The organism is Pseudomonas sp. VE 267-6A (assembly GCF_024126555.1).
GTDB classification, from domain to species: Bacteria; Pseudomonadota; Gammaproteobacteria; order Pseudomonadales; family Pseudomonadaceae; genus Aquipseudomonas; species Aquipseudomonas palmensis.
In genome coordinates, this window is the sequence record NZ_JAMYBY010000012.1 from 13997 (window position 1) to 37643 (window position 23647).

The following is a 23647-nucleotide window of genomic DNA, read 5'->3' on the forward strand; positions in this document are numbered from 1 at the left end:
GGCTGGCAGGCCGCAGGCGCTCAGCTGTAGCGCTTGCGGTACTCGCCGGGCGACACGCCAAAGCGCTGCTTGAACGCGGTGGTGAAGTAGCTGCTGTTGGAGAAGCCCCAGGTGTACCCCAGCGCCGACAGCTTGAGGGTCGACTGCGGGTTGCGCAGGGTTTCGGCGCAGATGTCCAGGCGCCGGTTCTTGATGTACTGCGCGATCACCAGGCCCTTCTTGGCGAACACCCGGTACAGCCCGCGCATCGACACGCCGATGTCGCGCGCGATCATCTCCGGGCACAGCGCCTCGTCGGCAATGTGCGTCTCGATCAGCGCCAGGCTTTTGCGAAAGATGCGTTCATGCGGGTCGGGGTTGCTGTCGCTGCCGCACAGTGCCGGGCGCATCAGGCTGATCAGCGCATCGATCACCGCTTCGCTTTCGGCCAGGCTCACCTCGTCCAGCTGGGTCGAGGACAACAGCATCTGCTGGGCGAGCAGGGCGACCGGCGAGCCGGCCGGGATCTTGCGCCCGATCTCCACCGGGGTGAAGCGCAGCAGCTGGTCGACCCGGTCGTGGGGCAGTATCAGCGAGATCTGCTGGGAGGCATCGCCAAAGGTGAAGTCGCTGGGGCGTGCACTGTCGATCAGCAGGATGTCCCCCGGCATCAGCACTTCGCGGGCGTCGTCCTGGGCCATGTTGGCCATGCCCTTGAGCTGGAACACCGCAAAGTACTTGTGTTCGCTGCTGCGCTGCACCTCGCGCGGCGTGCGCAGCAGCCGCGCGTGAGAGCTGCTCACGTGACTGAAGCGCAGGGCGCCCAGCTGGCGGGGGCGAATCTCACCGCTGAACGCATCCCCCAGCGCGGCACCGTCGAACTCGCCGCAGGCATGGTTGATGTCGGCCAGCCATTGCTGGAAGTGCTGCTGGGCAGTAGCGGTATTCATGGGTCACACCTCACACCTGGCATTGTTGTTAGGGTGCATGTGATGGCTGGGGGCACGCGCTGCAGGTTAGCGCAGCCCGCCGAAGCGCCGGTAGAAGTTTTCGCTGGCATCGGGCAGCGGGCCGTCTGCGGTTTCCATCGCACTGCTCAGCCACTGTTCGGCCGGGGCACAGGTCAGTCGATACAGGTTGCGGCACAGCTGGCGTGCGGCGCGGCCCTCCCAGTCGCCCGGCAGCAGTTCGTCGGGCAGGTGCGGGTCGCGCAGCAGCAGCTTGCGGTACTCGTGAGTCAGCAGCAGGCGCACCATGAAGCAGTCCATCGGCTGCAGGCTGTCCTGCTCGCGCAGCGCCTGCCACACCGGGCGAAACAGCTGGATGAACTCGCTGTACTGCGCCCCCAGTTCCTCGATACGCCAGCTTTCGCGCACCTGGGCACGCAAGGCGCGGGAGGCCATCACGTCCTGGCCGGTGGTCTCGAACAGGATGGTGTCTTCCAGCGCGTCCAGGTCCAGCAGGGTGGCGTTGATGTCGGTGCGGTCGGCCCGCGGGCTGGCCAGCACCACCGGCGAGATGGCGCCAAAGCCCTGCCATTCGAGCTCTTCGCGTACCTGCTTGCGCTTGTCGGCAGACAGCTGGGTGAGCATCGCCAGGTGCCAGGAGCCATCCCACTGCGGCACCACCGAGCTGTACACCCGCTTGAAGGCCTTGTCGAAACGCCGCCGCCCGGCACCGGTGAGGCTGTAGTAGCTGCGCCGGCCGACCTTTTCGGCGGTCAGCCAGCCTTCCTTGGTCAGGCGGAACATCGAGGTGCGGATCAGCCGCTCGTTGATGCCGAAGGGCTCGAGCAACTGGATCAGGCTGCCCAGCCACACGGTGCCGCCGTGGGGTTCGATGGCATCGCCATACAGGGTGACGATCAGCGAACTGGCACGGATCGGGATCTGTTCCTGGAAACGGGTGACGAGCTGATTGAGGGGCGCGAGCGACGACATGGAGGATCCGCTGGGTGAAACCCCGGAATATAACTGCCGTTTGTCCTTCAAGGCCAGCGTTGCCGCCGGCACTTCAGGCCGTGTGGTTTTTCGGGCGGAACGTACTGTCGCTGACACGTCTGCGGTCCTGTTCGGGTTGGCTCAAGGGGCTGCATTCCACCATCTGCTCCAGGCAGCGACGGGTCAGTGCGTGGTACTCGCCCGTGCCGCCCTGCTTCCAGTGCACTTCAGCGTCGCTCAGGCTGCGTTTTACCTGGGCCGGCGAGCCCACCACCAGCGAGCGGGGCGGGCAGTCGAAGCCGGCCTTGACGAAGGCGGTGGCACCGACGATCGAGCAGGCACCGATCACGGCGCCGTCCATGACCACCGCATTCATGCCCACCAGCGCATCGGCACCGATGCGGCAGCCGTGCAGCACGGCGCCGTGGCCCACGTGCCCGTTGCGCTCGATCACCGTGTCGCTGTCGGGGAAGCCGTGCATCACGCAGGTGTCCTGCAGGTTGGCGCCCTGTTCGAGAATGATGCGTCCGAAATCGCCACGCAGGCTGGCCAGCGGGCCTACATAGCAGTCGGGGCCGACGATCACGTCGCCAATCAGCACCGCCGAAGGGTGCACGTAGGCGCTGGGGTCGATGACCGGGGTGATTCCGCCAAGGCTGTAGCAGGTCATGTCGGTTTCCTGTGGACGGGGATGACAGCGAATATAACGTATTGTTACTTGTTTGCAATGCTTCTATGTATCGCTTCTTGGCGCTGTTCTCGCGATAAACACAGTATTTACAGGGTTTGTTTGGCACGGATGGAAAACAAATAGACACAGACAAGCCACAGTAATGTTGATTTTGTGTATCGTTTTGTGGCTATACTCTGCCGCAATCGGCCTCGACCCAACAATAACAGCCAGCCTCGACTGGCCCGTGCGGTGACCGTCATGCCTGACACCCTGTTGCTTGATAACTCCCACGCCGGCATCTGCCTGGTGACGCTGCACCGCCCCGAGGTGCTCAATGCCCTCAACACCCGCCTGCTCGGCGAGCTGGCAGCCGAACTCGAGCGCCTGGAGCGTGACGACAGCTGCCGCGCCGTGGTGCTCACCGGCAGCCGCAAGGCGTTTGCCGCCGGCGCCGACATCAACGAGATGGCCGAGCGCGATGCGGTGGGCATCCTCAACGACCCGCGTGTTGCCTGTTGGCAGCAGATCAGCCGCTTCAGCAAGCCCCTGGTGGCGGCCGTCAACGGCTTTGCCCTGGGCGGTGGCTGCGAGCTGGCGATGCACGCCGATATCATCGTGGCGGGCGTGGATGCGCGCTTCGGCCAGCCGGAAATCAACCTGGGCATCATGCCTGGCGCCGGCGGCACCCAGCGTCTGCTGCGCGCGGTGGGCAAGTCCATGGCCATGCAGATGGTGCTCACCGGCGAGCCCATCGATGCGCGCACCGCGCAACAGGTCGGCCTGGTCAGCGAAATCACCCAACCCGAATTCACCGTCGAGCGCGCCGTGCAGATCGCCCAGGCCATCGCGCGCAAGGCCCCGCTGGCCGTGCGCCTGGCCAAGGAATCGCTGCTCAAGGCCATGGACACCGACCTTGCCAGCGGCCTGCGTTTCGAGCGCCACGCCTTCACCGTGCTGGCCGCCACCGATGACCGGCGCGAGGGCATCAGTGCCTTTCGCGAAAAACGCGCCCCGGTGTTCACCGGCCGCTGAGTGCGCCGGCCCCTTTTACTTCAACCTTGCGAGCGGTACTGGTCATGACCTTCGAGCACATTCTTTTCGACATAGACGACGGCGTGGCCTTTCTGCGCCTGAACCGTCCCGAGCAACTCAACAGCTTCAACGCGCAGATGCACGCCGAAGTGAAGGAGGCGCTCAAGCAGGTACGCGCCAATGCCCAGGTGCGTGTGCTGCTGCTTACCGGTGAAGGGCGCGGCTTCTGTGCCGGGCAGGACCTGTCCGACCGCAACGTCGCGCCCGGTGCGCAGATGCCCGACCTGGGCGAGTCCATCGAAAAATTCTACAACCCGCTGATTCGCGCCCTGCGCGATTTGCCGCTGCCGGTGATCTGCGCGGTCAACGGCGTGGCCGCCGGCGCCGGGGCGAACATCCCGCTGGCCTGCGACCTGGTGCTGGCGGCGCGTTCGGCCAGCTTCATCCAGGCGTTCTGCAAACTCGGCCTGGTGCCCGACTCGGGCGGTACCTGGTTCCTGCCGCGGCTGGTCGGCGTGGCGCGGGCCAAGGCCCTGGCGCTGCTGGGCAACAAGCTGTCGGCCGAGCAGGCCGAGCAGTGGGGGCTGATCTACCGCTGCGTCGACGACGAGGCCCTGCGCGACGAGGCCCTGGGCCTGGCGCGACAGCTGGCGACACAGCCCACCTCGGGCCTGGCACTGATCAAGCGCGGGCTCAATGCCAGCCTGGACAACAGCCTTGACCAGCAACTGGACCTGGAGCGCGACCTGCAGCGCCTGGCCGGGCGCAGCGAGGACTACCGCGAGGGCGTGGCCGCCTTCATGGCCAAGCGCGCCCCCGTGTTCAAGGGGTGCTGAGCATGAGCGCACTGGACACAAGCGTTGTGGTGGCGGTGATCGGTGCCGGGGCCATGGGCGCCGGCATTGCCCAGGTGGCGGCGCAGGCCGGGCATCCGGTGCTGCTGCACGACAGCCGCCCGGGGGCGGCGAGCGCGGCCATCGAGGGGCTGGGTGTGCAACTGGGCAAGCGGGTGGAGAAGGGCAAGCTCGACCCCGCGCAGCGCGAGGCCACTTTGGCGCGCCTGCACGGGGTGCTGGCGCTCGACGAGCTGGCGGATGCGGGGCTGGTGATCGAGGCCATCGTCGAGAACCTCGACGCCAAGCGCGAGCTGTTCGCTCGCCTGGAAGCAATCTGCACGGCCGACTGCGTGCTGGCCAGCAACACCTCGTCGCTGTCGATCACCCGCATCGCGGCCGGCCTGGCGCGGCCCGAGCGGTTCGTGGGTGTGCACTTCTTCAACCCCGCGCCGGTCATGGCGCTGGTCGAGATCGTCTCGGGGCTGGCCACGGCGCCGCAGGTAGCGGCCAGCTTGTATGCAACGGCCAGGGCCTGGGGCAAGGCGCCGGTGCATGCCAGCTCCAGCCCGGGCTTCATCGTCAACCGCGTGGCGCGTCCGTTCTATGCCGAAAGCCTGCGCCTGTTGCAGGAGGGTGCGGCCGAGTGTGCCACGCTGGATGCGCTGATGCGCGAGGCCGGCGGCTTTCGCATGGGTGCGTTCGAGCTGACCGACCTGATCGGGCATGACGTCAACTACGCGGTCACCTGTTCGGTGTTCGATGCCTATTACGGCGACATGCGCTTCCAGCCGTCGCTGATCCAGGCGGCGCTGGTGGATGCCGGCCGGCTGGGACGCAAGAGCGGGCAGGGGTTCTATGACTATGGGCCCTCGGCCGCGCGCCCGGTGGTCAGCGAGCTGCGCAGTGGTTTGCGCATCGAGGCCTGTGAAGTCGAAGGCGACCTGGGCATTGCGCAGGGCTTGCTGGCGCGTATCGAGGCGCACGGCATCAAGGTGTCGCGGGCCCCGTCGCGGGTCGAGCCCGCGCCCACCGGTCGTTGTGGGAGCGGGCTTGACCCGCGATGCGGGCACGCAGTCATACGCGTGGGCGACGCCGTGCTGGCCCTGACCGACGGTCGCCTGGCCAGCCAGCGTGCCCGCGACGAAGGCTTGCACAACCTCGTGCTGTTCGACCTGGCGCTGGACTACGCCACCGCTGGGCGCATCGGCATCAGCTGGTCCGCCGACACCACCCCCGCTGCCCGCGACCAGGCTGTGGCCTTGCTGCAGGCCGCGGGCCTGGTGGTCAGCCCGCTGGCCGACGTGCCGGGGCTGCTGGTGATGCGCACCGTGGCCATGCTTGCCAACGAAGCCGCCGACGCGGTGCTGCAGGGCGTGGCCACGGCGGCGGATGTCGACCTGGCCATGCGCAAGGGCGTGAACTACCCCCAAGGCCCGCTGGCCTGGGCCGACGCCATCGGCCCGACGCAGGTGCTGGCGGTACTCGACAATCTGCAGGCCGCCTACGGCGAAAGCCGCTACCGGCCATCACTGCTGCTGCGGCGCACGGTCGCCGAGGGGAGGGCATTGCATGACTGACCTGAACGCCACCGAGCTTGCCAGCCAATGTGCCCAGGCCATGCTCGCCCGTGACCGCGCCAGCCTCGCGCTGGGCATGCAACTGCTGAGCGTCGCGCCGGGCAGGGCGCGCCTGAGCATGCCGGTGCGCGCCGACATGATCCAGGGCCATGGCACCTGCCATGGCGGCTACATCTTCACCCTGGCCGACTCGGCGTTTGCCGTGGCCTGCAACACCTACAACCAGGTCACCATCGGCCTGGGCTGCAGCATCGACTACATCGCCCCGGCACTGATGGGCGACACGCTCAATGCAAGTTGCGTCGAGCAGAGCCGTGGTGGACGCACCGGCAACTACGACGTGCGTGTGGAAAACCAGAACGGGCAGCTGATCGCGCTGTTCCATGGCAAATCTTACAAGGTGCAAGGCACAGTGCTTGCCCAGGAGACCGCAGATGAATGACGCCCTTATCATCGACGCCGTGCGCACCCCCATCGGGCGCTATGCCGGCGCGCTGAGCACGGTACGTGCCGACGACCTGGGCGCGGTGCCGCTGCGTGCGCTGATGGCGCGCCACCCGCAGGTGGACTGGTCACAGGCGGACGACGTGCTGTTCGGCTGCGCCAACCAGGCCGGCGAAGACAATCGCAACGTGGCGCGCATGTCGGCGCTGCTGGCCGGCCTGCCGATAGAAGTGCCGGGCACCACGGTCAACCGCCTGTGCGGCTCGGGCATGGACGCCATCGGCCTGGGCGCACGCTCGATCCGCAGTGGCGAAGCCGGCCTGCTGCTGGTGGGCGGGGTGGAGTCGATGTCGCGCGCACCGCTGGTGATGGGCAAGGCCGAACAGGCCTTCTCGCGCCAGGCGCAACTGTACGACACCACCATTGGCTGGCGCTTCGTCAACGCCGCGATGGAAAAGGCGTATGGTATCGACTCGATGCCGGAGACTGCCGAAAACGTCGCCGCACAGTTCGGCATTTCCCGTGCCGACCAGGACGCCTTCGCCCTGCGCAGCCAGCAACGTGCGGCGGCTGCCCAGGCCAGCGGGCGCCTGGCGCAGGAGATCGTGCCGGTGTCGATTGCCCAGCGCAAGGGCGAGCCCAGGCGCGTCGAGCACGACGAACACCCGCGTGGCGACACCACGCTGCAGATGCTGCAACGCCTGGGTACGCCGTTTCGCGAGGGCGGCAGTGTCACGGCGGGCAATGCCTCGGGGGTCAACGACGGTGCCTGTGCGCTGCTGCTGGCAAGCCCGGCGCAGGCTGCGCGCTTCGGGCTCAAGGCCCGTGGGCGGGTGGTGGCGATGGCCACGGCTGGCGTCGAGCCGCGCATCATGGGCATCGGCCCGGTGCCGGCCACGCGCAAGGTACTGGAACTGGCCAACCTGAACCTGGCCGACATGGATGTCATCGAGCTGAACGAAGCCTTCGCCGCGCAGGGCCTGGCGGTGCTGCGCGAGCTCGGGCTGGCTGACGACGACCCGCGGGTCAACCCCAATGGCGGCGCCATCGCCCTGGGGCATCCGCTGGGCATGAGCGGCGCTCGCCTGGTGACCACCGCACTGGTGGAACTGGAGCAGCGCGGCGGGCGGTACGCGCTGTGCACGATGTGCATCGGCGTGGGGCAGGGTATCGCGATGATCATCGAGCGAACCTGAGCCGGCAACACAGCGGGAGCCGTGCAGCTCCCACACTCGGGCCCGTCAGGGGCTGAACCATAAAAAGAATCAGAGTGAACACATGAACATGGCCGCCTTGAACACTGCTGTACTCGACCCGCTGGAGACCGCCAGCATCGATGAACTGCGCCAGCACCAGCTTGACCGCCTGCGCTGGAGCCTGTCCCACGCCTACCAGAACGTGCCGCTGTACCGCCAGCGCTTCGACCAGTTGGGGGTGCACCCCGACGAGGTGCGTTCGCTGGACGACCTGGCCCGATTCCCGTTCACCACCAAGACCGACCTGCGCGACAACTACCCCTACGGCATGTTCGCCGTGCCCATGCATGACGTGGTGCGGGTGCACGCCTCCAGCGGCACCACCGGCAAGCCGACGGTGGTGGGCTACACGCAGAACGATATCGACACCTGGGCCAACGTGGTGGCGCGCTCGATCCGCGCCGCGGGCGGGCGCAAGGGCGACAAGGTGCATGTGTCGTATGGCTACGGGCTGTTCACCGGCGGGCTGGGCGCGCATTACGGCGCCGAACGCCTGGGCTGCACGGTGATCCCGATGTCGGGCGGGCAGACCGAGAAGCAGGTGCAGCTGATCAACGACTTTCAGCCGGACATCATCATGGTCACGCCCTCGTACATGCTCAACCTGGCCGACGAGATCGAGCGTCAGGGGCTGGACCCGCACAAGCTGGCGCTGCGCCTGGGGATCTTCGGTGCCGAGCCGTGGACCGACGAGCTGCGCCGCTCCATCGAGCAGCGCATGGGTATCACCGCGCTGGATATCTACGGGCTCTCGGAAATCATGGGCCCGGGCGTGGCCATGGAGTGCGCCGAGACCAAGGACGGGCCGACCCTCTGGGAAGACCACTTCTACCCCGAAATCATCGACCCGGTGACCGGTGTGGTGCTGCCTGACGGGCAGATGGGCGAGCTGGTGTTCACCTCGCTGAGCAAGGAGGCGCTGCCGATGATCCGCTACCGCACCCGCGACCTGACGCGACTGTTGCCCGGCACCGCGCGGCCAATGCGGCGCATCGACAAGATCACCGGGCGCAGCGACGACATGCTCATCGTGCGCGGGGTCAACGTGTTCCCGACCCAGGTCGAGGAACAGGTGCTGAAAATAAAACAGTTTTCAGAGTGCTATGAGATTTATCTGTATCGCGATGGAAATCTCGACACGGTGGATGTGCACGTGGAACTGCGCGCCGAATGCCAGCACTACGACGAGGCGCAGCGCAGGCTGCTGACTGCCGAGCTGGGCAAGCAGATCAAGACCTACATCGGCATCAGCACGCGCATCGTGCTGCAGCCGTTGGGCACGCTGAAACGTTCGGAAGGCAAGGCCTGTCATGTGTATGACAAGCGTCTGGCCAGCTGATAGCTGATGGCTGCCGAAGCCCCGACCTGGTCGGGGCTTTTTTTTGTTTTTGGGTAAAGCGTGTTCCTGTGGGAGCGGGCTTGACCCGCGATGGAGCGCGTAGCGGTCCGCTTTCAGTGCAAAGCGATACAAAAAAACATTAGATACACTAAAAAGCTGTTTGATATTGAATTGTGTATCGCTTATAAATACTCCCATGCCCAACCAGCCTTGAGGCGGGAGCCCGAACATGTACGCACAGCTTGTCGAAACCGGCGTCAAACGCATCAAGTCCCTGGACGAGATGTCGCCCCAGGAACGTGCCTTCCAGGAAAAGATCGACGCCGAAATCAAGATCGAAGCCAAGAACTGGATGCCCGACGCCTACCGTCAGACCCTCATCCGCCAGATTTCCCAGCACGCCCACTCCGAGATCGTCGGCATGCTGCCCGAGGGCAACTGGGTCACCCGTGCCCCGACCCTCAAGCGCAAGCTGCAGCTGATGGCCAAGATCCAGGACGAAGCCGGCCACGGCCTGTACCTGTACAGCGCCATGGAAACCCTGGGCGCCGATCGCGACGAAGAGATCGCCAAGCTGCACAGCGGCAAGGCCAAGTACTCCAGCATCTTCAACTACCCGACCCTCAACTGGGCCGACATGGGCGCAGTGGGCTGGCTGGTGGATGGCGCGGCCATCGTCAACCAGGTGGTGCTGCAGCGCACCTCCTACGGCCCCTACGCACGGGCCATGGTGCGCATCTGCAAGGAAGAGAGCTTTCACCAGCGCCAGGGCTACGAGATTCTGCTGACCATGATGCGCCACGGCACCCAGGCCCAGAAGGACATGGTGCAGGACGCGATCAACCGCCTGTGGTGGCCGGCGCTGATGATGTTCGGCCCCAGCGACGACAACTCGCCCAACAGCGCGCAGTCGATGGCCTGGAAGATCAAGCGCCAGAGCAACGACGAACTGCGCCAGCGCTTCGTCGATCAGACCATCCCGCAGCTCGAACTGCTGGGCTGCACCGCCCCCGACCCCGACCTGAAGTGGAACGCCGAGCGCGGCCACTACGATTTCGGCGCCATCCAGTGGCAGGAATTCTTCGACGTGCTCAAGGGCAACGGCCCGTGCAACCAGGAACGCCTGGCCACCCGGCGCAATGCCATCGAAAGCGGCGCCTGGGTGCGTGAAGCCGCCGTCGCCTACGCCCGCAAACAACAGAACAAGAACGCCGCCTGAACCGGCGACTGATGGGAGATACACGATGTCTGTCTGGACCCTCTACGAAGTGTTCGTGCGCAGCAAGCACGGCCTGAACCACAAGCATGTGGGCAGCGTGCATGCCGCCGACGACGCCATGGCCATCGAGAACGCCCGCGAGCTGTACACCCGCCGCAGCGAAGGCGTAAGCCTGTGGGTGGTGCCCTCGGCGCTGATCGTGGCCTCCTCGCCGGACGAGAAGGACCCGCTGTTCGACCCGGCCGACGACAAGGTCTACCGGCACGCCAGCTTCTACGAGCTGCCCGACGAAGTCGGACACATGTGAGGTCGACCATGAACAGCACCCAAGACGATCTGATCCATTACCTGCTGCTGCTGGGCGACAGCGCCCTGATCCAGGGCCAGCGCCTGTGCGAGTGGTGTGGCAAGGCGCCGGCCATCGAGGAAGAGCTGGCGCTGATGAACGTCGGCCTGGACCTGGTGGGCCAGGCGCGCAACTGGCTGGACTACGCCGCCGAGCTGCTGGCCGACGGCCGCGATGCCGACGACCTGGCGTTTCGCCGCGACGAGCGCGCCTACCGCAACCTGCTGCTGGTGGAGCAGCCCAACGGCGATTTCGCCGTGACCATGGCCAAGCAGTTCCTGTTCGACGCCTGGCACCTGCAGGTGCTCAAGGGCCTGTGCGACTCCACCGACCTGCGCATCGCCGGCATCGCCGCCAAGGCGCTCAAGGAGGTCACCTACCACCTGCGTCGCTCCAGTGAATGGGTGCAGCGCCTGGGTGGCGGCACCGACGAAAGTCGCCGGCGCATGCTCGCGGCCATCACGCAGGTGTGGCGCTTCACCGTGGAGCTGGCCAGCGGCAGCGAGGCTGAAACCCGCCTGGCCGCAGCGGGCATCGGCGCCGACCCGGCGCAGGTCGGCGCGGCATGGCTGCACCAGGTCGAGGTCACCTTCGCCTCGGTCGAACTGCCGCTGCCGCCTGCGGCCAGCCACTTCTACCTCAGCGGACGTACCGGCATGCACACCGAGCACCTGGGCATCCTGCTGGCCGAAATGCAGTTTTTGCCACGGGCCTACCCCGATGCAACCTGGTGAGCTGATCGCCAGCGACCACGGTGCGCGGGCACTGCGGGCCGATGACCTGAGCCACGCCTGGACGGTGCTGGAGCAGGTGATGGACCCGGAAGTGCCGGTGGTCAGCGTGGTCGACCTCGGGATAGTGCGCGACCTGCACTGGCAGGCCGGCCACCTGCACCTTGTGGTCACGCCGACCTATTCGGGCTGCCCGGCCACTGAGGTGATCGAGGGCGATATCCGCCAGGCGCTGGAGCAGGCCGGGTTCGCCGCGCCGTGCCTGGAGCGGCGCCTGACGCCGGCCTGGAGCACCGACTGGATCACCGAGCAGGGGCGCGAGCGCCTGCGTGCCTATGGCATCGCGCCGCCCGTGGGCAGTGCCAGCAAGCGCAGCCTGCTGGGCGAAAGCCCGCAGGTGCTGTGCCCGGTGTGCGCCAGCAGCCACACCGAGCTGCTCAGCCAGTTCGGCTCCACGGCCTGCAAGGCCCTGTACCGGTGCCGCGAGTGCCTGGAACCTTTCGACTATTTCAAATGCATCTGAGCGCGCTGGCGCCGTGCAGCGGGAGAACAGCATGAGTCAATTTCACAGACTGACCATCAAGGATGTGCGCGCCGAGACCCGCGATGCGGTGTCCATTGCCTTCGAGGTGCCGGCGCACCTGCAGGACGATTTCCGTTTCACCCAGGGCCAGTACCTGGTGATGCGCACGCAACTGGACGACGAGGAAGTGCGCCGTTCGTACTCGATCTGCAGCGGCGTGGAAGACGGCGAGCTGCGCGTGGCGATCAAGCGCGTGGCCGGCGGGCGCTTCTCGGCGTTTGCCAACGAGGTGCTCAAGGTCGGCCACAGCCTCGAAGTGATGCCGCCTTCGGGCAGCTTCCATGTGCCACTGGACCCGACCCGTCGCGGCAACTACCTGGCGGTGGCGGCGGGCAGCGGCATCACGCCGATCCTGTCGATCATCAAGACCACCCTGGAGCGCGAACCCGACAGCCGCTTCACCTTGCTCTACGGCAACCGCTCAAGCTCCGGCGCGCTGTTTCGCGACAAGCTCGAAGACCTGAAGAACCGCTACCTGCAACGCCTGAACCTGATCTTCGTGTTCAGCCGCGAGCAGCAGGACGTGGACCTGTACAACGGGCGCATCGACGCCGACAAGTGCGGTCAGCTGTTCTCGCGCTGGCTCGACCCCAGGGCGCTGGACGCCGCATTCATCTGCGGCCCGCAGGCGATGACCGAGACCGTGCGCGACAGCCTCAAGGCCAATGGCATGGCGGGGGAGAAGATCCATTTCGAGCTGTTCGCAGCGGCGGGCGACGAACGCAAGCGTGAAGCCCGCGAGGCGGCGCGCCAGCTGGACGCCGCCGTCAGCCAGATCACCGTGATCAGCGACGGTCGGGCGCTGGCCTTCGACCTGCCGCGCAACACCGTCAGCGTACTGGATGCCGGCAATGCCATCGGCGCCGAGCTGCCGTACTCGTGCAAGGCCGGGGTGTGCTCGACCTGCAAGTGCAAGGTCATCGAAGGGGAGGTGGAGATGGACAGCAACCACGCCCTGGAGGACTACGAAGTGGCGGCGGGGTATGTGCTGTCGTGCCAGACGTACCCGGTCAGCGACAGGGTGGTGCTGGACTTCGATCAGGTCTGATACCGCGTCGACTCAATCGCGGGTCAAGCCCACTCCCACAGGTACAGCACGGGTCTTGAGGAGAGTGCAGACCCTGTGGGAGCGGGCTTGACCCGCGATGAGGCCCGCCTGAACACCGCAACACCTGTGTGCCCTGAAAACTAAAACAACAACACCAAGAGAGCGCCCCAATGACCCCCGAAGACATCGACAGCATCTGCAAGCACCCCGACTTCAAGCAACTGGTACGGCGCAAGCAGCGCCTGAACTGGTCGCTGACCCTGGCCATGCTGGTCATCTACTACGGCTTCGTGCTGCTGGTGGCGTTCTCCCCCAGCACCCTGGGGCAATCGCTCAGCGGCGGCGTGACCACCGTCGGCATGCTGGTCGGCGTGCTGGTGGTGCTGGTGTCCTTCGGCCTCACCGGGATCTACGTGTACCGCGCCAACAACGTGCTCGACCCGCTCAACGACAAGGTCCGCCAGGAGTGCGCGAAATGAACTGGACAGCCATCAGCATGTTCCTGCTGTTCGTCGTGTTCACCCTGGGCATCACCCGCTGGGCCGCACAGCGCACCCGCTCGGCCAGTGACTTCTACACCGCAGGCGGCGGCCTTACCGGCTTTCAGAACGGCCTGGCCATCGCCGGCGACATGATCAGCGCCGCCTCGTTCCTGGGCATTTCCGCGATGATGTTCCTCAACGGCTACGACGGCCTGCTGTACGCCCTGGGCGTGCTGGCCGGCTGGCCGATCATCCTGTTCCTGATTGCCGAGCGCCTGCGCAACCTGGGCAAGTACACCTTCGCCGACGTGGTGTCGTACCGCCTGGACCAGACCCCGGTACGCCTGACCTCGGCCCTGGGCACCCTGACCGTGGCACTGATGTACCTGGTGGCGCAGATGGTCGGCGCCGGCAAGCTGATCGAGCTGCTGTTCGGCATCAGCTACCTGTATGCGGTGATGCTGGTGGGCGTGCTGATGGTGTTCTACGTGACCTTCGGCGGCATGCTCGCCACCACCTGGGTACAGATCATCAAGGCCGTGCTGCTGCTCTCGGGCACCAGCTTCATGGCGTTCATGGTGCTCAAGCACTTTGGTTTCAGCACCGAGGCGATGTTCAGCGCCGCCACCGAGGTGCACGCCAAGGGCACCGCGATCATGGCCCCGGGCGGGCTGCTGTCCAACCCCATCGACGCGATTTCCCTGGGCCTGGGCATGATGTTCGGCACCGCCGGGCTGCCGCATATTCTTATGCGCTTCTTCACCGTGAGTGACGCCAAGCAAGCGCGCAAGAGCGTGTTCTACGCCACCGGCTTCATCGGTTACTTCTACCTGCTGCTGATCATGGTGGGCTTCGGCGCCATCGTGATGGTCGGCACCGACGCAAGCTACCGCGACGTCAACGGCGCGATCATCGGCGGCGGCAACATGATCGCCGTGCACCTGGCGCAGGCCGTGGGCGGCAACCTGTTCCTGGGCTTCATCTCGGCCGTGGCCTTCGCCACCATCCTGGCGGTGGTGGCCGGGCTGGCGTTGTCCGGCGCCTCGGCGGTGTCCCACGACCTGTACGCCTGCGTGATCCGCAAGGGCCAGGCCACCGAGAAGGAAGAGATGCGCGTGTCGCGAATCGCCACCCTGGCCATCGGCGTGCTGGCGATCATCCTGGGCCTGATGTTCGAGTCGCAGAACATCGCGTTCCTGTCCGGGCTGGTGCTGGCGATTGCCGCCTCGGTGAATTTCCCGGTGCTGTTCCTCTCGATGTACTGGAAGGGCCTGACCACCCGTGGCGCGGTGATCGGCAGCATGAGCGGGCTGGTCTCGGCCATTGTGCTGCTGGTGCTCAGCCCGGCGGTGTGGGTCAACGTGCTGCACAACGAAACGGCGCTGTTCCCCTATAGCAACCCGGCGCTGTTCTCCATGAGCCTGGCGTTCCTGGGCGCCTGGGTGTTCTCGGTCACCGACACCTCGGAGCGGGCGGCGCAGGAACGCGGCCGCTACCTGGCGCAGTTCATCCGCTCGATGACCGGCATCGGTGCCGCAGGCGCAAGCAAACACTAATAAACCAAAACGATTGTCGGGTATAAAAATAATGAACCACATTCGCTTCATGCCGGCTTCGCTGCTGGCCGGCTTTGCCTTGCCCCTGGTCGCCGCGCCGGCCCTGGCCGACTTCATCGACGACAGCCATGCCAAGGTCGAGTTGCGCAACCACTACATCAATCGCGATTTTCGCCAGAGCAACGCGCCGCAATCCAAGGCCGAGGAGTGGGCCCAGGGTTTTACCGTGAAGTTCGAGTCCGGCTTCACCGATGGCCCGATCGGGGTAGGCGTCGACGCCATGGGGCAACTGGGCATCAAGCTCGACTCCAGCCGTGATCGGCGCGGCACCGGGCTGCTGCCGTTCGGGCCCGACAGCCTGGAGCCGGCCGACGACTACAGCGAGCTGGGCCTGACCGCCAAGCTGCGCGCCTCAAAGAGCGTGCTGCGCCTGGGTACCTTGCAGCCGATCCTGCCGGTGGTGGTGTACAACGACACCCGCCTGCTGGCCGCCAGCTTTCAGGGCGGCCTGCTGACCAGCCAGGAGATCGACGGCCTGACGTTCAACGCCGGGCGGCTGACCAAGGCCAACCTGCGCGATTCCTCCAGCCGCGACGACATCGGCTACGGCGCGGCCAGCAGCGACCGCTTCGATTTTGGTGGCGGCACCTATGCCTTCACCCCGCAACTGAACCTGACCTACTACTACGCCAAGCTCGACCAGATCTACCGTCAGCAGTTCGTCGGCCTGGTGCACACCCAGCCGCTGGGCGAGGGCCTGAGCCTGCGCAGCGACCTGCGCTATTTCGACAGCCGTGGCGACGGCGCCGAGCGGGCAGGGCGCATCGACAACCGCAACTTCAACGGCATGTTCACCCTGGCCAGCGGCGCGCACAAGGTCAGTGCCACCTTCCAGCAGATGTCGGGCGACAGTGCCTTCCCGTTCCTCAACGGCGGCGACCCGTACACCGTCAACCTGGTGACCTACAACACCTACACCCGCGCCGGGCTCGACTCCTGGCAACTGCGCTACGACTACGACTTCGTCGCCCTGGGCATTCCGGGCCTGAGCTTCATGACCCGCTACACCGACGGGCGTCATGCCAGGACCGCGACCGTGGACAACGGCCGCGAGCGCGAACGCGACACCGACATCACCTACGTGGTGCAGAGCGGCCCGTTGAAGAACGTCAGCCTGCGCTGGCGCAACGTCACCTTCCGCTCAGGCAACGGCTTGACCAACAGCCTGGACGAGAACCGCCTGATCATCGGCTACACCCTGGCGCTGTGGTAAGCGCGCCCCTTAAAAGAACCGGAGGACACCTCATGTCTGTTGCCCCAACCTTGCAAAGCTTCATCGCCGGCCGCTGGCTCGGCCAGCATGGCGCGCAGCCGCTGCGCAGCGCCCTGGACGGGCACGTATTGGCGTACAGCCATGAAGAGCGGCCCGACTTTGCCGAAGCCATCGAGCATGCGCGCCGTGACGGCCTGCGCAGCCTGATGGCGATGGACTTCCAGCAGCGTGCCGCGCGGCTCAAGGCCCTGGCGCTGTACCTGGCCGAGCGCAAGGAACAGCTCTACGCACTGTCCCACCACAGCGGTGCGACCCGCGCCGACAGCTGGATCGACATCGAGGGCGGCAACGCCACGCTGTTCGCCTATGCCGGCATCGGCAGCCGCGAACTGCCCTCGGGCAACCTGCTGCACGAAGGCCCGGCCATCCCGCTGGGCAAGCAGGGCACCTTCGCCGGCAGCCACATCCTGGTGCCGCGTGCGGGGCTTGCGGTGCACATCAACGCGTTCAACTTCCCGATCTGGGGCATGCTCGAAAAGTTCGCGCCGACCTTTCTGGCCGGCATGCCGTGCATCGTCAAGCCGGCCACCTCCACCAGCTACCTGACCGAGGCGGTGGTGCGCCTGATGGATGAGTCCGGCCTGCTGCCGGCCGGCAGCCTGCAACTGGTGGTGGGCAGCACCGGCGACCTGCTCGACCGCCTGCAAGGCCAGGACGTGGTGACCTTCACCGGTTCTGCCGACACCGCGGCCAAGCTGCGGGTGACCCCGAACCTGATCCGCCACTCGGTGCCGTTCACCGCCGAGGCCGACTCGCTCAACTGCGCGATCCTGGGCCCGGACGTGAAGCCGGACGATGCCGAGTTCGACCTGTACATCAAGGAAGTGGTGCGCGAGATGACCACCAAGGCGGGGCAGAAGTGCACCGCCATCCGCCGCGCCATCGTGCCGGCCAAGCACCTGGACGCCGTGGCCACGCGCCTGCGCGAGCGCCTGAGCAAGGTGGTGGTGGGCGACCCGTCGGTGGAGGGCGTGCGCATGGGCGCGCTGGCTTCCCATGACCAGCAGCGCGACGTGGGCGAGCGGGTGCGCAGCCTGCTGCAGAGCTGCGACCAGCTGTTCGGCGCCAGCGATGGTTTCGAGCCACGGGGCGAGGGCGTGAGCGAAGGGGCGTTCTTTGCGCCGACCCTGCTGCAGGCACGCGACCCGCACGCCGACGGCGGTGCCCACGACATCGAGGCCTTCGGCCCGGTGAGCACGCTGATGGCCTACCACGACCTGGACGAAGCGCTGGCGCTGGCCGCGCGCGGCAAGGGCAGCCTGGTGGCCAGCCTGGTGACCGCCGACCGCGAGGTGGCAGCCAAGGCCATTCCGGTGGCTGCGGCCTGGCACGGTCGGTTGCTGATCCTCGACAGCGAGGCGGCGGCGGAGTCCACCGGGCACGGTTCGCCTTTGCCGCAGCTCAAGCACGGCGGCCCTGGGCGTGCCGGTGGCGGCGAAGAGCTGGGCGGGCTGCGGGCGGTCAAGCACTACCTGCAGCGTGCGGCAGTGCAGGGTTCGCCGAGCATGCTGATGGCGGTGACCGGCGAGTATGTGCGCGGTGCCCAGGTTTACGAGAGCGAGGTGCACCCGTTCCGTCGTCACTTCGAAGAGCTGCGCATCGGCGAGTCGCTGCTGACCCATCGGCGTACCGTGACCGAGGCGGACCTGGTGAACTTCGGCTGCCTGTCGGGGGATCATTTCTACATGCACTTCGACGACATTGCGGCCAGGCAATCGCAGTTCGGCAAGCGCATTGCGCATGGCTACTTCGTGCTGTCGGCGGCGGCGGGGCTGTTCGTGTCGCCGGGCGAGGGGCCGGTGCTGGCCAACTATGGCCTGGACACCCTGCGTTTCATCAGCCCGGTGGGCATTGGCGACACCATCCAGGCGCGCCTGACCTGCAAGCGCAAGATCGACCAGGGCAAATCCAGCCCGCTGGGCCAGCCGCAAGGGGTGGTGGCGTGGGATGTGGAAGTGACCAACCAGCTGGGTGAGCTGGTGGCCAGCTACGACATCCTGACGCTGGTGCTCAAGCGCCCGGTGTAACGCCGAGCGCTGCGCGCTCGATCGCGGGTCAAGCCCGCTCCCACAAGGATTATCGCCATCCCTGTGGGAGCGGGCTTGACCCGCGATGGGCTACGCAGCAGCCTCCGCAATATGGCACGCACACAAAAATACCTGGCACACACGCAAGCGCTTTACCCCCTCCGACTTTGCTCTAATCCCGTCATGGCCTGCCACGCCACTCATTGATCCACCCAGAACGGGATAACAATAAAAAATGAAACGCTTGATGCCGCTTGCCGTGCTCTACGTGTCAACGCTCGCCCACGCCGGCACGCCCGGCAACATCGACGCCAACCGACTGCTCAACGCCAACCAGGACGCCGCCAACTGGCTCGCCCACGGGCGTACCTACGACGAACAACGCTTCAGCCCGCTGACCCGCATCAACGACCAGAACGTCGCTGGGCTTGGCCTGGCCTGGACGCAGAAGCTCGACATCGATCGCGGTACCGAAGCCACCCCCATCGTGGTCGACGGCGTGATGTACACCACCGGTGCCTTCAGCATCGTGTATGCCTTCGACGCCGCCAGCGGCAAGCCGCTGTGGAAGTACGACCCCAAGATCCCCATGGAAAAACTCAGCCAGGGCTGCTGCGACGTGGTCAACCGCGGTGTGGCCGTGTGGCAGGGCAAGGTCTACGTGGGCAGCTTCGATGGGCGCCTGATCGCCCTCGATGCGGCCACCGGCAAGGAGGTCTGGAGTGTCGACACCGTTCTGGACCCCAACAAGAGCTACACCATCACCGGCGCCCCGCGCATCGTCAAAGGCAAGGTGCTGATCGGCAACGGCGGCGCCGAGTTCGGCGTGCGCGGCTATATCACCGCCTACGATGCCGATACCGGCAAGCAGGCCTGGCGCTTCTTCACCGTGCCCGGCGACCCGGCGCTGCCACCGGAAAACGAGGCCATGGCCAAGGCCATGAAAACCTGGAAGGGCAATGGCTGGGTCAAGTGGGGCGGTGGCGGCACCGTTTGGGACTCGATGTCCTACGACCCCGAGCTGGACCTGCTGTACGTGGGCACCGGCAACGGCTCGCCGTGGAACTACCAGTTCCGCAGCCAGGGCGAGGGCGACAACCTGTACCTGTCGTCGATCGTCGCGCTGCGCCCGGAAACCGGCGAATACGTGTGGCACTTCCAGGTGACGCCCGGCGATCGCTGGGACTTCACCGCCACCCAGCAGATCGTGCTGGCCGACATCCAGATCGACGGCAAGACCCGCAAGGTGCTGATGCAGGCACCCAAGAACGGTTTCTTCTACGTGATCGACCGCACCAACGGCGAGTTCATCTCGGGCAACAACTTCGTGCAGGTGAACTGGGCCAGCGGCCTGGACCCCAAGACCGGGCGCCCCATCCTCACCGACCAGGCCGACTACGCCAAGGCGCCGAAGGTGATACAGCCAAGCTTCCTCGGCGGCCACAGCTGGCACCCGATGTCGTACAACCCCAACACCGGCTATGTGTACATCCCGGCCCAGGACACCGTGGCCGAACTCAAGGCCGCCGACAAGCCGCTGTTCCTGCCGACCAAGTCGGTGGTCAACTTCGGCCTGGACGTGCCCGACCTGCCGGAAGACCCGAAGGTGTTCAACCAGATCCGCAGCGCCTGGCGCGGGCACCTGATTGCCTGGGACCCGGTCAAACAGCAGGCCGCCTGGACCCACGACTATGTCGAGTCCGGCAACGGCGGCACCCTCAGCACCGCCGGCAACCTGGTGTTCCAGGGCACCTCGGACGGCCGCGTCATGGCCTTCAGCGCCGACAAGGGCAAGCAGTTGTGGGAGCACCGCGCCAACTCCGGCGTGCTCGGCGGGCCGGTCACCTATGAGGTCAAGGGCGAGCAGTACGTGGCGTTGATGGCCGGCTGGGGCGGCATCATGCCGCTGATCGCAGGCGGCCTGACCGACAAGGGCAAGGTCCAGCCAGAGTCCCGCGTGCTGGTGTTCAAGCTCGGCGCCAAGGGCGAACTGCCGCCGCCGCGCAAGGCGCCGGTGCTGCCACCGCAGGTGCCCGCGCTGACCGCCTCGGCGGATGAAATCGCCCAGGGCCGCACCCTGTTCAACGGCATGTGCGGCGCCTGCCACGGCCTCAACGCCGCCAGCGGCGGGGTGATCCCCGACCTGCGCTACCTGAGCCCGGACAAGCACCAGGCCTTCGTCGGCATCGTCAGCGGTGCGTTCATGAGCAAGGGCATGCCGAGCTTTGCCGGGGTGCTGGACATGCCGCAGATGCAACTGATCCAGCAATACATCATCAAGCGCAGCCTTGACCTGCGCGCCGCCGCCGACGCCACTGCGGCGCAGTAAGCCACCCCTCGACCCCGCTCGCCAGGCGTGCGAGCGGGGCAGCCTCAACCCGTTCCAATAACAATTAACCGGTAGACAGGTGATCCCCATGAAAGCGCTTTTGCACAAAGGCGGCGCATTGCCGTGCTCGCTGTTCCTTGCCCTGTGCGCCAGCCCCGCGCTGGCCGATGTACGCCCCGACTCCGGCGACTATGCCGCGCTGCCACCGGGCACCGACCTGGCCTTGCTGTACCAGCAGAACCCGCGCATCGACCGCTCGTACATGGGCGGCAAGCGCGCCGCCGACAACCTCGACCTGGACCTGACCGTGGGCGTGCTGCGTCTGGTGCACTTCACCGAGTTCTTCAACACCGGCCTGATCTGGGACCCGCAGATCATCATCCCCTACGGCCATCAGGAAATCGGCGCCACCGGCCAGAAGAACAGCGGCCTGGGCGACATCACCTTCGGCGCCACGGTGTGGAGCCTGGCCGACATGGAGCGCAACCGCCACCTGGGCTGGTCGCTGTTCGTCACCGCGCCCACCGGCGCCGACAAGAACCAGGGCTTTGCCCTGAGCGGCAACCGCTGGGCGGCGGACTTCCAGGTGGGCTATGTGCACGGCTTCAACGAGCGCTGGACGTGGGACGTGATCGCCGAGACCGAGTTCTACCAGGAGCAGCGCGACACCGGTGCGCACCGTGACCCGCTGATCCAGTTGCACAACCACCTGCGCTACAACTTCACCCCGGCCACCTCGGTGGCGCTGTCGTACCGGCACAACTGGGGCTCGCGCGAGACGCTGGACGGGCAGACCCTGGAAACCAGCCACAACAACGGCACGGTCGGCCTGTCGGCGACCACCATGCTGGGCAAGCAGTGGCAGGTAATGGGGCAGTACTGGCGGGATGTGGACGTGCGTTCCGGGCCCATGACCGACCACTCGCTGCAGTTCAGGTTGGCGTATATCTACTGAGGCGAGCCTGACGCACACCGGGTGAGGGGCACCCGGTGTGGTCACACGCCATGGCCGGGCTTAGACTGCGTGGATTGGGCCTGTCAGTCGCCACGCGCCGGGCCGGACACTTGAACTGTGACGTGAACATGAAGCTCAAACTGTGCCTGCTGCTGCTTGTCTGCCCACCGCTGTTGGCCCAGGAGTTCGCCTGCCAACTGGGTGGCAAGATCGTTCCCGTTGCCGAGTATCGGCAGCCGACCCCTGTCTTCACCCGGCTGAAAAATGACGGGCATCCGATGACGGCCTTCGGCTTTTCAATTGCGCACAGTCAGGTGCTGGGGGCCGACAAAGCCGCGCGTGACTATTGCCAGTCGCTGATCGCAACAACGCGCACCGTTCTGTTGTCAGGTCAGTACCCGGCTGATCACTTTCACCCGGGCCAGACCCTGTCGCTCAAGCATGTGCATCGCGACCGCCATGTCTGGCCCTACTGGCCAGACTATTACTGGCTCGCAGATAGCCCCCAGGGCCGCTGACCGACTCTTCGCTGCCGTGTCGCCTGGCGTGTATCGACCGAGGGGAGGGCGGCGCCCAAGGCGCGATCGCGGATCGGCGCCGCAGAGCTGAATCATCAGTGGCGTGCAGACCGGTTCAGCACAGCGGCCTCTACCGAAGGAACTCGCACCCGCAGTGCAATCAGCAACGCGGCCAGCAGCATCAGCACGGCCGCCGCCACGAATACGCCTGCGCTGCCACCGAGGCTGAACATTGCCCCACCCGCGGCTGCGCCTGTGGCGATGGCCGACTGTACCGACGCTACCACCATGCCCCCGGCGCTTTCCGCCTGGTCAGGGACCGCGTTGGCTACCCAGTTCGACCACGCCACCGGCACACCGCCAAAGGCCAGGCCCCACACCGCCAGCAGTACGGCCTGCCCTGGCACCGACGCCGGCAACAGGACCAGCGCCAGTGCCGCAACGCCCACCAGCGCGGGCATCGACACCAGGGTGGCCAGCGGGTAACGAGCAAGCATCCACCCGGCCACCAGGGTGCCGACAAAGTTCGCCACACCAAAACCCAGCAGCATCAGCGACAGCCCCTGCGGGCCAATGCCGGTCGTGCCTTCGAGAAATGGCCGAACATACGTGAACATCGCGAAGTGGCCGCTGTGCACCAGCACACAACCGAACATCCCCATGGCAATGCCTGGGCGCAGCAATACTTCAAGCACCGTGCGCAGGCGTGCCGGGCGGCGCGGCGCAAGGCTCGGCAGCGTGATTGACTGGAACGCCAGGGTCACCACCCCCACCGCCGCCGCTGCAAAGAACGCGCTGCGCCAGCCATATAGCCCACCCAGATAACTACCCAGCGGAACCGCAACCACCGTCCCGACGGCGATGCCACTGAAAATGATCGAGAGCGCTCGCGGCAACAGCGCCCCCGGCACCAGACGCATCGCCACCGCCGCCGCCATGCTCCAGAACCCGCCAAGCGCGATGCCCAGCAAGATACGCATCAACAACAGCACCACGAAACTGGAGGAAACGGCGACCAACAGATTGGACGCGATCATCAACGTGGAAAATCCCAGCAACACCCAGCGGCGATCGATACTGCGAGTCAGGCCTGGCACCAACAGGCCGGCGAACAGCGCCACCACGGCTGTCACCGTTACCGCCTGGCCAGCCAGCGCTTCGGATACCCCCAGCTCGGTCGCCATTGGCGTCAACAGGCTGGCCGGAAGGTACTCCGCGGTCAGCAAGCCGAACACGCCCATGGCCAGCGAGAACACGGCCATCCACGCGGGGGTTGCAGGTTCTGCATCCGGCCCGGCGCCGGGACGGCTGTCGGGTACGGCATTGCAAACAAGGTCAGTCATTGCACGGATCTCCCAATCTTCAATTGCGACCCGCAGTCTAGGCGCGAGAATCCGGATGATCTATGATCGAAAAACTCGATTTTTTGACCAGAACACCTGAA

Annotated in this window: 21 protein-coding genes and 1 pseudogene; 18 read left to right on the forward strand and 4 right to left on the reverse strand. The window is 66.1% G+C overall.

The window, feature by feature from the left end:
* Positions 1–20: 20 nt before the first annotated feature.
* From feaR to paaY, 3 genes are all read right to left on the reverse strand, one after another.
* Positions 21–929, reverse strand: a complete 909-nt coding sequence (gene feaR / locus NJH59_RS15365) for a transcriptional regulator FeaR (RefSeq protein ID WP_043863014.1) — start codon at positions 927–929, stop codon at positions 21–23.
* Between the two features lie 66 nt (positions 930–995).
* The gene (gene paaX / locus NJH59_RS15370; protein ID WP_253086965.1) at positions 996–1919 is read right to left on the reverse strand and encodes a phenylacetic acid degradation operon negative regulatory protein PaaX; all 924 of its coding nucleotides are present in this window, start codon (positions 1917–1919) and stop codon (positions 996–998) included.
* A 73-nt stretch (positions 1920–1992) separates the two neighbouring features.
* Positions 1993–2589, reverse strand: coding sequence for a phenylacetic acid degradation protein PaaY (gene paaY / locus NJH59_RS15375; protein ID WP_043863012.1), 597 nt, complete (start codon positions 2587–2589; stop codon positions 1993–1995).
* Positions 2590–2850: 261 nt separating this feature from the next.
* Between paaY and paaF the strand changes: the two genes are divergently transcribed.
* The 18 genes and pseudogenes from paaF (at position 2851) to NJH59_RS15465 (ending at position 22203) form a co-directional block, all read left to right on the forward strand.
* Positions 2851–3624, forward strand: a complete 774-nt coding sequence (gene paaF / locus NJH59_RS15380) for a 2,3-dehydroadipyl-CoA hydratase PaaF (protein WP_043863011.1) — start codon at positions 2851–2853, stop codon at positions 3622–3624.
* Between the two features lie 44 nt (positions 3625–3668).
* Entirely contained in the window at positions 3669–4460 is a 792-nt protein-coding gene (paaG, locus tag NJH59_RS15385; RefSeq protein ID WP_043863010.1) for a 2-(1,2-epoxy-1,2-dihydrophenyl)acetyl-CoA isomerase PaaG, read from the forward strand.
* A 2-nt stretch (positions 4461–4462) separates the two neighbouring features.
* Positions 4463–6037, forward strand: a complete 1575-nt coding sequence (paaH, locus tag NJH59_RS15390) for a 3-hydroxyacyl-CoA dehydrogenase PaaH (protein WP_253086966.1) — start codon at positions 4463–4465, stop codon at positions 6035–6037.
* Entirely contained in the window at positions 6030–6479 is a 450-nt protein-coding gene (paaI, locus tag NJH59_RS15395) for a hydroxyphenylacetyl-CoA thioesterase PaaI (protein WP_043863008.1), read from the forward strand. The genes paaH and paaI overlap by 8 nt, the downstream gene beginning before the upstream one ends.
* Positions 6472–7677 carry a 3-oxoadipyl-CoA thiolase gene (gene pcaF / locus NJH59_RS15400; RefSeq protein WP_253086967.1) on the forward strand — a complete coding sequence of 402 codons (1206 nt, stop codon included), beginning with the start codon at positions 6472–6474 and terminating at the stop codon, positions 7675–7677. Before paaI ends, pcaF begins: the two co-directional genes overlap by 8 nt.
* An 82-nt stretch (positions 7678–7759) precedes the next feature.
* Positions 7760–9076, forward strand: coding sequence for a phenylacetate--CoA ligase PaaK (gene paaK, locus NJH59_RS15405; protein WP_043863006.1), 1317 nt, complete (start codon positions 7760–7762; stop codon positions 9074–9076).
* Positions 9077–9305: 229 nt separating this feature from the next.
* Positions 9306–10295 carry a 1,2-phenylacetyl-CoA epoxidase subunit PaaA gene (gene paaA, locus NJH59_RS15410; protein WP_054915436.1) on the forward strand — a complete coding sequence of 330 codons (990 nt, stop codon included), beginning with the start codon at positions 9306–9308 and terminating at the stop codon, positions 10293–10295.
* A gap of 25 nt (positions 10296–10320) precedes the next feature.
* Positions 10321–10602, forward strand: coding sequence for a 1,2-phenylacetyl-CoA epoxidase subunit PaaB (gene paaB / locus NJH59_RS15415; RefSeq protein ID WP_043863004.1), 282 nt, complete (start codon positions 10321–10323; stop codon positions 10600–10602).
* 8 nt (positions 10603–10610) lie between these two features.
* Complete coding sequence (gene paaC / locus NJH59_RS15420) at positions 10611–11375, forward strand: 1,2-phenylacetyl-CoA epoxidase subunit PaaC (RefSeq protein ID WP_253086968.1); 765 nt, start codon at positions 10611–10613, stop codon at positions 11373–11375.
* Positions 11362–11895: a 1,2-phenylacetyl-CoA epoxidase subunit PaaD gene (gene paaD / locus NJH59_RS15425; RefSeq protein ID WP_054915435.1), complete on the forward strand. Its 534-nt coding sequence runs from the start codon at positions 11362–11364 to the stop codon at positions 11893–11895. The genes paaC and paaD overlap by 14 nt, the downstream gene beginning before the upstream one ends.
* Positions 11896–11926: 31 nt before the next feature.
* The gene (gene paaE, locus NJH59_RS15430; protein WP_253086969.1) at positions 11927–13003 is read left to right on the forward strand and encodes a 1,2-phenylacetyl-CoA epoxidase subunit PaaE; all 1077 of its coding nucleotides are present in this window, start codon (positions 11927–11929) and stop codon (positions 13001–13003) included.
* 170 nt (positions 13004–13173) lie between these two features.
* Entirely contained in the window at positions 13174–13482 is a 309-nt protein-coding gene (locus tag NJH59_RS15435; RefSeq protein ID WP_043863000.1) for a DUF485 domain-containing protein, read from the forward strand.
* Positions 13479–15041, forward strand: a pseudogene (locus NJH59_RS15440) (cation acetate symporter); the annotation flags it as partial. The gene NJH59_RS15435 and the pseudogene NJH59_RS15440, both read left to right, overlap by 4 nt.
* A 31-nt stretch (positions 15042–15072) precedes the next feature.
* Positions 15073–16314 (forward strand): OprD family porin, encoded by a 1242-nt coding sequence (locus NJH59_RS15445; RefSeq protein WP_043862998.1) that lies wholly within the window; start codon positions 15073–15075, stop codon positions 16312–16314.
* A 32-nt stretch (positions 16315–16346) separates the two neighbouring features.
* Entirely contained in the window at positions 16347–18401 is a 2055-nt protein-coding gene (paaZ, locus tag NJH59_RS15450; RefSeq protein WP_253086970.1) for a phenylacetic acid degradation bifunctional protein PaaZ, read from the forward strand.
* Between the two features lie 235 nt (positions 18402–18636).
* Positions 18637–20730, forward strand: a complete 2094-nt coding sequence (locus tag NJH59_RS15455; protein WP_253086971.1) for a PQQ-dependent dehydrogenase, methanol/ethanol family — start codon at positions 18637–18639, stop codon at positions 20728–20730.
* 88 nt (positions 20731–20818) lie between these two features.
* Positions 20819–21685, forward strand: a complete 867-nt coding sequence (locus NJH59_RS15460; RefSeq protein ID WP_043862995.1) for a transporter — start codon at positions 20819–20821, stop codon at positions 21683–21685.
* 128 nt (positions 21686–21813) lie between these two features.
* Positions 21814–22203: a hypothetical protein gene (locus NJH59_RS15465; RefSeq protein ID WP_152644126.1), complete on the forward strand. Its 390-nt coding sequence runs from the start codon at positions 21814–21816 to the stop codon at positions 22201–22203.
* 95 nt (positions 22204–22298) lie between these two features.
* Here the strand turns inward: NJH59_RS15465 and NJH59_RS15470 are convergent, their stop codons facing one another.
* A complete protein-coding gene (locus tag NJH59_RS15470; RefSeq protein WP_253086972.1) occupies positions 22299–23546 on the reverse strand; it encodes an MFS transporter in 1248 nt (415 codons plus the stop codon).
* Between the last annotated feature and the right edge of the window lie 101 nt (positions 23547–23647).

Bases quoted from the DNA above. Each gene is read 5' to 3' on its own strand.
- NJH59_RS15445 (WP_043862998.1), top strand. From the start codon at position 15,073: ATGAACCACATTCGCTTCATGCCGGCTTCGCTGCTGGCCGGCTTTGCC.
- paaC (WP_253086968.1), top strand. From the start codon at position 10,611: ATGAACAGCACCCAAGACGATCTGATCCATTACCTGCTGCTGCTGGGC.
- paaX (WP_253086965.1), bottom strand. From the start codon at position 1,919: ATGTCGTCGCTCGCGCCCCTCAATCAGCTCGTCACCCGTTTCCAGGAA.
- NJH59_RS15470 (WP_253086972.1), bottom strand. From the start codon at position 23,546: ATGACTGACCTTGTTTGCAATGCCGTACCCGACAGCCGTCCCGGCGCC.
- paaD (WP_054915435.1), top strand. From the start codon at position 11,362: ATGCAACCTGGTGAGCTGATCGCCAGCGACCACGGTGCGCGGGCACTG.
- paaZ (WP_253086970.1), top strand. From the start codon at position 16,347: ATGTCTGTTGCCCCAACCTTGCAAAGCTTCATCGCCGGCCGCTGGCTC.
- paaF (WP_043863011.1), top strand. From the start codon at position 2,851: ATGCCTGACACCCTGTTGCTTGATAACTCCCACGCCGGCATCTGCCTG.
- paaE (WP_253086969.1), top strand. From the start codon at position 11,927: ATGAGTCAATTTCACAGACTGACCATCAAGGATGTGCGCGCCGAGACC.
- paaG (WP_043863010.1), top strand. From the start codon at position 3,669: ATGACCTTCGAGCACATTCTTTTCGACATAGACGACGGCGTGGCCTTT.
- NJH59_RS15460 (WP_043862995.1), top strand. From the start codon at position 20,819: ATGAAAGCGCTTTTGCACAAAGGCGGCGCATTGCCGTGCTCGCTGTTC.
- paaY (WP_043863012.1), bottom strand. From the start codon at position 2,589: ATGACCTGCTACAGCCTTGGCGGAATCACCCCGGTCATCGACCCCAGC.
- NJH59_RS15455 (WP_253086971.1), top strand. From the start codon at position 18,637: ATGAAACGCTTGATGCCGCTTGCCGTGCTCTACGTGTCAACGCTCGCC.
- paaK (WP_043863006.1), top strand. From the start codon at position 7,760: ATGAACATGGCCGCCTTGAACACTGCTGTACTCGACCCGCTGGAGACC.
- NJH59_RS15435 (WP_043863000.1), top strand. From the start codon at position 13,174: ATGACCCCCGAAGACATCGACAGCATCTGCAAGCACCCCGACTTCAAG.
- feaR (WP_043863014.1), bottom strand. From the start codon at position 929: ATGAATACCGCTACTGCCCAGCAGCACTTCCAGCAATGGCTGGCCGAC.
- paaA (WP_054915436.1), top strand. From the start codon at position 9,306: ATGTACGCACAGCTTGTCGAAACCGGCGTCAAACGCATCAAGTCCCTG.
- paaI (WP_043863008.1), top strand. From the start codon at position 6,030: ATGACTGACCTGAACGCCACCGAGCTTGCCAGCCAATGTGCCCAGGCC.
- pcaF (WP_253086967.1), top strand. From the start codon at position 6,472: ATGAATGACGCCCTTATCATCGACGCCGTGCGCACCCCCATCGGGCGC.
- paaB (WP_043863004.1), top strand. From the start codon at position 10,321: ATGTCTGTCTGGACCCTCTACGAAGTGTTCGTGCGCAGCAAGCACGGC.
- NJH59_RS15465 (WP_152644126.1), top strand. From the start codon at position 21,814: ATGAAGCTCAAACTGTGCCTGCTGCTGCTTGTCTGCCCACCGCTGTTG.
- paaH (WP_253086966.1), top strand. From the start codon at position 4,463: ATGAGCGCACTGGACACAAGCGTTGTGGTGGCGGTGATCGGTGCCGGG.